The organism is Campylobacter sp. RM12654 (genome assembly GCF_020137585.1).
Classification (GTDB): Bacteria; Campylobacterota; Campylobacteria; order Campylobacterales; family Campylobacteraceae; genus Campylobacter_E.
On record NZ_JACGAR010000039.1, the window covers coordinates 1 to 6,782 of the forward strand.

Here is a 6,782-nt window from a genome sequence, read left to right on the forward strand (position 1 = left end):
GAATGGGGTGTTTATACAATTAGGTTTATTTAAATAGAGTTTATGTAAAACAAAGTTTTTAAAAAACAAAGTTTCTGTAAAAGAAGTTTTTAAAACTAGGTTTATGTATAGCAAAGTTTATATCAAATAAAGTTTATTTAAAACAAAGCTTTTAAAAAACGAAGTATTTAAAAATTAAGCTTATATAAAATTTGGATTTAAATTCTTTTGCAGTAATTAGGGCTTAGGTTGTTTTTAGAAGATAAGTAATTAATACTAAAGTATTTTTATGCTAAGTTTAATTAGTGATTTAAAGTAATAAAAATTAAACTTAATTAAATACTTTAGAGTAAGTTAATACCCTAAGCTTATTAAGTAATTAAATTAATTAGATTTATTATATAAAAGTATTTATTACGCATATAAAACATAATTAGGATATGAGTTTTTAGTGTTAGGGGGGGGTCGATTAAGTTTTATATAGGTTTAAAGTATTTAAATAATCAAACTATGCAAACTAAATTTATACATTTACAGGATAAATAATGTTTTTAAAAGCTTTTTAATGAAATAAATAAGCTGTGGATAATATAGATTTAATGATGTTGGGTAGTGGGTTTAATACAAATTGATAGATAAATTTTTTATTTTATTTAATATAGGAATTTATCTTAAATATTTTTAATGTAGTTTGATAAGAGTTATTTCTAAAATGCTTTATAAGATGATTTAGGAAATGATTGCGGTAGTATTTTTTAGTGTAATAAAAAATAGCTTATAAATTAGTGGATTTAGTGACTGATTGAATTGTAGGTATAGTGTTAATATAATTAGTGATGATTAAATAAGATTTATAATAGTGGCTTAGCCTTGCTTATTAGATTTAAATGAGCTATTAGTAAATTAATTTTTTAGATTAATAACATAGCTTATAAATTTTTAATCTAAAGGGTTAGAGTAAGGCATAACAATAGTATTCCAGAATAAAAAAGCGTATATGAAAGAACTAATATTACAAATTTAAAATAATAAAGAAAATTTTCTATAAAATTATAATATATGTGGTTTTTATCTTTTGGTTTATATTCTTTTGAAATTACTTTAAAATAACGAAAGCAAAATACACATTTAAAGAAAAGTTTAGCCTTAAATTTTTTATACGGGTAAGCTTCACATAAGAATGCAAATCCTACAACTATCATAGCAAGAAATACTAGTTTCATAAAATTCTTTCAGTAGTATTTACAATACTTAATTAATCAAACCAACTATAACGCTTGATATTGTTTTTTTCTAAAATTTCAATAAAATTTTTAATTTCATCTTGTGTAAACATATTTTGATTTATATGTATCGGAAATTGAAACTTCTTAAACCTAACTACTATATTATTATTAGTAATAGAAGTAAAAAACCAATAATCTTTAAATTTTCTATAGCAAACTTTTTGAGTGCAAAACTTTCTCTTAATTATGAAAAAATCTTCATAACAAATAACCGTTTTAATATCAATTGCACAAAAAAAATGATAAGGTATAATAGCAACTATAATAAAACCAATAATATTTGCTAAAAAATTATCTAAATCTATAAAACATATTCCAATCAGTAAAGTTGCTAAATTCCATATAAAAACAAATATATAATAAAGAGATACGAAAAAAGATTTTTTTCTATTCATTATAAAAATAGGTTCATTGTTGTTTTGCATAATATTTTCCTATATTATTTATTTTATTTTAAAAATAAGCTTTCCTTTAAGTTTTACCCTACAGCTTTTAACCTATTATTATATTCTCTATACTCTCAATTTTTATCATTATTTATTCTTTAGTTTAAAGAATTTAAATTAGGATTTATATTTATTTTGTTTTATAAATTGTAAGGCAAATAAAATAATAAAAGAAATAGCTAATAATATTATACTAAGCTCATTTGCTTTATTTAAATCTAGTGTTTCTAATGCTTCAAATACGGCAATAGAAGCGACTTTTGTCTCTCCTGCTACGCTACCGCCTATCATCATTACTACACCAAATTCTCCCATAGTATGAGCAAAACTCATAACACTAGCACTTATTATACTAGAGATTATTAGCGGCAAACAAAGGCGAAATATTATGTTAGCCTGAGATTTTTCAAGTAATTTAGCTCTATCAAAAAGATTTTTGGGCAAAGCATTAAACGCACTATAAATAGGATTAAACATAAAAGGCATAGAATAAATTATTGAAGCAATCAATAAAGCCTTAAAATTAAAAACAAGTTTAATATCAAATTTAGCCAAAAATTGCCCTAAATAATTATTAGGACTTAATAGCACCAATAAATAAAAGCCTAAAACGGTAGGGGGTAGCACAAGTGGCAATGAAATTATGCTTAATAGTATTTTTTTACCAAAAAACTCTTTTTGGCTTAGATAAAATGCAGGATATAAGCAAATAAAAAATAATATTATAGTAGTTACGAAAGATAACTTAAGTGATAAGAAAATTGGTGTTAATTCTTGCATAAAAACTCATTATTTTGGATTTTTTCTATAAAAAATTCTTCTTTATTAAGACATTTTTCAAAACTACCATTTTTTACAAAATATATTTTATCAGCAAGGGCATTTATTTCAAAACACGAATGAGATACAAAAATAATTGTTCTTTTGTAGTCTTGATTTATTTTTTTGATTAGTTTTATAAGTGCTATTTTGTTACTATCATCAAGTGCGCTTAAAGGCTCGTCTAATAATATATATTTTGCATTTTTACTTAAGGCGCAAATTAATGCTAGTCTTTGTTTTTGCCCTCCGCTTAGAGTGCTGATTTTTTTAGTTTTGTGTTCTTCTAAATTAGCTAGCTTTAATAATTCATCGTAAAAATTACTTGTATTTTTATCTAATTTTTTACCAAAAATATATTTTAAATCATCTAAAAGAGTTTTAGTATTTGTAAAAACTAGATTTTCATATACATTAAAATTATCAAATAATGTGCAATCTTGAAATAAAAAAGCAATATCTTTTAGCAAAGGCTTATTAATAAGCCCAGCTATTAATTTTAAAATAGTGCTTTTACCACTTCCGCTATCACCAAACAATGCGATAATTTCTCCATCATCAAAGCTTAATCTAGCATTTATTTTAAAGTCTTTAAAATCGTGTTTTAAATCCAGCTCATTCATAGCCATATTTATTAAAAATTTCCTTTGCATCAGGGCTTAATATAAAATCATAAAACACTTTAGCATTTTTTTCTTTACTTGTAATTATCATACCTTGTAAAATTGGTTCGTATAATTTATCATCAATTTTTAATATGTTTTCATCACTAAAACCCAATTCTTTAATTTGCTCTACGCTAGACGCTGCTACAAAAGCATAATCACAAGCTTTTGTAGCTTGTAGTAATGTTGCTGAAATATTTGTAGCCGTTATTATGTTTGAACTATTTGGAATTTGATTTAATACTTCTTTAGCTGCTTTTCCATAAGGAGCTGTGTTTGGGTTTGCTATAGCTATACAAGATGCGGTTTTTAAATCATCTAAATTAGGCTTTTTTTTAGCTGAAAATAATATTAGCTTTCCTTTTGCATAAGTGATTGCTTGATTTTTAGTTAATTCTTCTAAATCTTTAGCAAATTCCATATTTGCAGATAAGAATACATCATAATTTGCTCCATTTTTAATTTGTGCGTTAAAGCTACCACTAGCACCTGTATTGACATTAAGTTTTATATCTGGGTGTAGTTTTTCAAATTTTTGCTTTAATTCGTTTAGTGGATAGCTTATGTTTGCAGCTGCTGCGATATTTAAAGTATTTGCTAATGCAAAAGAACTTAAACTTAAAAATAATAATGCTTTTTTCATACTTACTCCTTTAAAATATAAAAAATTATATATTAAAAAATCTTTAATAAAACTGAATTTAAAAGCTTATTATATAAAATAATATATAATAAATTAATTTTTTATTTTAATATTACAATTATTAAAAAATGCTAGTATTTTGCCTTTTAATTTATTTAAGGAGAAAATATGAAAAAAATATTTTTAAGTTTAGCAGCAATTAGTGCTTTAATAATTCAAACAGGTTGTGATGATAAAAAAGAAGAGCAAAAATCAGCTCAAGAGCTTAGTCAAAATGTAAAATCAAGCACTGAAGAAGTGGCTAAGAAAATAGATACAATTGTAGATAATGTGGCAACAAAGGTTGATGAACATATAAATACTGCTGCAAATCAAGTTGAACCTATGATAAATTCTGCAGTAGATAGCATTAGTGATACTACAAAAAGCGTTGCTAACAATTTAAAAGAAAGCACCAATGAAGTTGCAAATACGATAAAAGAAAGCACAGATAGTGCAGCTAAAGCAATTACTGATGGCATTGATAAGGCTAGTAGTAGTGTTGAAAATGTTTTAAAAACTGATGCGGCGACTTTATTTAAAAAATGTATTGCCTGTCATGGAAAAAATGCAGAAAAATTAGCTCCTGGGGCTGAAGTTGTAATAAATACTTTAAGCGAGAGCGAAATTTATGAAGCTTTAAGTGGATATAAGGCGGGAACTTTTGGCGGTAAATCTCAAAAAACTATGCAATTACAAGTAAAAAATCTAAATGATGAAGATTTTAAAGCTTTAGCTAAATACATTAAGACTTTATAAGATAATTAAAAATTAGGAATTTGAAATTCCTAATTTTATTTTATGATTATTTTGTAGTTAATAATATTTTTAGAAGTTTTTTTGCACTTTCAACACCAGGTTGATCGTAAGTGCTAATGCCTATCATAAGCCCACAAGCACCAACTAATAACTCATAATAATATATTAAATATCCGATATTGTAAGCACTTTTGCCATCAAGCTCAATTAGACTTGTTTCTATCCCTTCAGCTTTTATCGCATCAAGACACGATTTGCTTTGAGCATAAAGTAGCTCATCTAAACTATGTCCTACGCTTTGATTTTCAAGATTTTCAAGTCCTTTTATGTGCTTTATTTTGGGGCTATTTGGATTTGGTTTTATACGGATAAATTCTACGAATTTATCTTTTGGCCCTTCAATTATGAGTTGTAAAAACGAATGCTGGTCTTTTGGTCCTATTAGACTAATTGGTGTAAGTCCTACGCGTTTATATTCTTTAAATTTCCCAAGACTTTCGGCTACAAGCTGAACGAACCATTCGTTAAAATGGCGTAATTCTTCACAATAAGTGAATAAAACATAATTTTTATTTATCATTTTTGTGCTTAGCGTGTAGGCTAGATTAAGTATATGTTCTTTTGTTTTTTGCTCGTTCATACAATCTTTAGCACCTTTGATAAGCTCATCAACATTAGCCCCTGCTAAAAATAACGGCACAAGTCCAACATTACTAAGCACTGAAAATCTACCGCTAACATTTTCTTCTATATCAAAATGTGTTATTTCATTTGTCTTTAAAAACTCATAAAATTTGGTATTTTGCATACAAATTCCTATTAAGTGATGCTTTAAATCATCTACATTTAAACCTAAAACATCAAGCAAAATCCTAAAATAACTTATACATTCAATTGTATTTCCAGATTTTGATACTAGTATGAAAAGCGTTTTTTCAAGGTCAATTTTTTCTAATATTTCATTAAAAAGAGTGCTTGAAACATTGTCTAAATAATCAATATTTTTTATCCCCAAAAAACTCGTAATCGCCCTAGTGCCAACACTACTTCCACCCATTCCAATAACTATAAAATGACTTTTGTTAGCAAATTTTTCTTTTACTTTTTGAAGTTTTGAAATTCCTAAATCAAATTCTAAAGGCAAATCATAAAACCCAACTTCGCCACTTTGCCTTTCTTCATTCATTCTTTTTAGATAAAGGCTTATGTTTTCTTGCGAAGTTTTTTCAAAATACTCTTGATAGGTAATCATTTGTAATCTCTTTCATAAAAGTATTGAGTCGCCTCAAAAAAACCTTCTACACTACCACAATCAAATCTAAGACCACTAAATACTAATCCTATACATCTACCTTCTTTTGCTTGAGTATTAAGAGCATCAGTAATTTGAATTTCTCCACCACGACCAGGTTTGGTATTATCTAAAATATCAAAAATATCAGAGGTTAGAATATATCTTCCAATAATTGCTAGATTTGTTTTTGCGTCTTTTGGGTCTGGTTTTTCAACCATATCTGTGATTTTGTAAATATTATCTTCTAATTTTACGCCTTCAATAATCCCATATTTTTTAGTATCTTTATTTGGAACCTCCATAAGTGCAACAATACTACAACGATATTTTTCATATGCTTTTACCATTTGGCTCATTACACCACAAGCATCATTTACACACAAGTCATCTGCTAAAATTACCCCAAAAGGTTCATTACTAACCATATTTTTAGCACAATTTATCGCATCACCTAATCCATTCATTTTTCTTTGTCTAGTAAATGTGAAGTTACATACTTCCATTTGCCTACGAACATCATCAAGTAATTTTTCTTTTTCACTGCCTTTTATTGCGTCTTCAATTTCATAAGATATATCAAAATAATCTTCTAAAGCTCTTTTTGTTCTGCCTGTAATAATACCTATATTTGTAAGCCCTGCTTCAATAGCTTCTTCCATAGCATAGTGTATTAATGGCTTATCTAAAATAGGTAGCATTTCTTTAGGTAAAGTTTTTGTTGCAGGTAAAAATCTAGTTCCATAACCTGCTGCTGGAAATATGCAAGTTTTTATCATCTTTCTTCCTTTTTGCTAATAAATATTAAAAAAGTTTAGCAATAATGCGTTAATTTATATTTACATAAGGATTTTT

The 6,782-nt window shown here is 26.4% G+C and carries 7 protein-coding genes; 1 reads left to right on the top strand and 6 read right to left on the bottom strand.

All coding sequences use genetic code 11. The features are described 5' to 3' along the window. Positions 1-1,234: 1,234 nt before the first annotated feature. From AVBRAN12654_RS09005 to modA, 4 genes are all read right to left on the bottom strand, one after another. Complete coding sequence (locus AVBRAN12654_RS09005; protein ID WP_336614337.1) at positions 1,235-1,690, bottom strand: hypothetical protein; 456 nt, start codon at positions 1,688-1,690, stop codon at positions 1,235-1,237. Positions 1,691-1,828: 138 nt separating this feature from the next. Then, positions 1,829-2,491, bottom strand: a complete 663-nt coding sequence (gene modB, locus AVBRAN12654_RS09010) for a molybdate ABC transporter permease subunit (protein ID WP_336614338.1) — start codon at positions 2,489-2,491, stop codon at positions 1,829-1,831. Continuing rightward, positions 2,479-3,153, bottom strand: a complete 675-nt coding sequence (locus AVBRAN12654_RS09015; RefSeq protein WP_214120508.1) for an ATP-binding cassette domain-containing protein — start codon at positions 3,151-3,153, stop codon at positions 2,479-2,481. The genes modB and AVBRAN12654_RS09015 overlap by 13 nt, the downstream gene beginning before the upstream one ends. Continuing rightward, on the bottom strand, positions 3,146-3,838 hold the full coding sequence (modA, locus tag AVBRAN12654_RS09020; protein ID WP_214118250.1) for a molybdate ABC transporter substrate-binding protein: 693 nt from the start codon (positions 3,836-3,838) through the stop codon (positions 3,146-3,148). The genes AVBRAN12654_RS09015 and modA overlap by 8 nt, the downstream gene beginning before the upstream one ends. A 168-nt stretch (positions 3,839-4,006) precedes the next feature. Between modA and AVBRAN12654_RS09025 the strand changes: the two genes are divergently transcribed. After that, on the top strand, positions 4,007-4,636 hold the full coding sequence (locus AVBRAN12654_RS09025) for a c-type cytochrome (RefSeq protein ID WP_336614339.1): 630 nt from the start codon (positions 4,007-4,009) through the stop codon (positions 4,634-4,636). Between the two features lie 46 nt (positions 4,637-4,682). Here the strand turns inward: AVBRAN12654_RS09025 and AVBRAN12654_RS09030 are convergent, their stop codons facing one another. Both AVBRAN12654_RS09030 and galU read right to left on the bottom strand, forming a co-directional pair. Further along, positions 4,683-5,888, bottom strand: a complete 1,206-nt coding sequence (locus AVBRAN12654_RS09030; protein ID WP_214118248.1) for a glucose-6-phosphate isomerase — start codon at positions 5,886-5,888, stop codon at positions 4,683-4,685. Then, positions 5,885-6,706: a UTP--glucose-1-phosphate uridylyltransferase GalU gene (gene galU, locus AVBRAN12654_RS09035; RefSeq protein ID WP_336614340.1), complete on the bottom strand. Its 822-nt coding sequence runs from the start codon at positions 6,704-6,706 to the stop codon at positions 5,885-5,887. The genes AVBRAN12654_RS09030 and galU overlap by 4 nt, the downstream gene beginning before the upstream one ends. Positions 6,707-6,782: the final 76 nt, after the last annotated feature.